The sequence below is a fragment of the Ligilactobacillus equi DSM 15833 = JCM 10991 genome, from assembly GCF_001435735.1.
Classification (GTDB): domain Bacteria; phylum Bacillota; class Bacilli; order Lactobacillales; family Lactobacillaceae; genus Ligilactobacillus; species Ligilactobacillus equi.
In genome coordinates, this window is record NZ_AZFH01000145.1 from 1 (window position 1) to 205 (window position 205).

At 36.1% G+C, this 205-nt stretch carries 1 protein-coding gene; it reads left to right on the top strand.

The annotated features are described in order from the left end of the window. Positions 1-131, top strand: a 131-nt coding sequence (locus FC36_RS11640; RefSeq protein ID WP_156409562.1) for a zinc ribbon domain-containing protein, incomplete at its 5' end; no start/stop codon positions are given. Positions 132-205 lie beyond the last annotated feature (74 nt).

A 205-nucleotide genomic window follows, 5' to 3' on the forward strand; every position in this document is an offset into this window, starting at 1 on the left:
ATGGTTTAACTCAAGCGCAATGGTTAAGTACACGCAACTGGACGTGTCCTTATTGCTACAAAAACCACGACAGAGATATAAACGCTAGTTTAAATATCTTAAATCGTGGCTTAAATCAATTAAAAATCTAGTAGGCTAGGAACTAGCCTTGGTAAGATAGCTAAGTTCTGTGAGTTAGGTTTTGGAATACCATATAACATCCTAA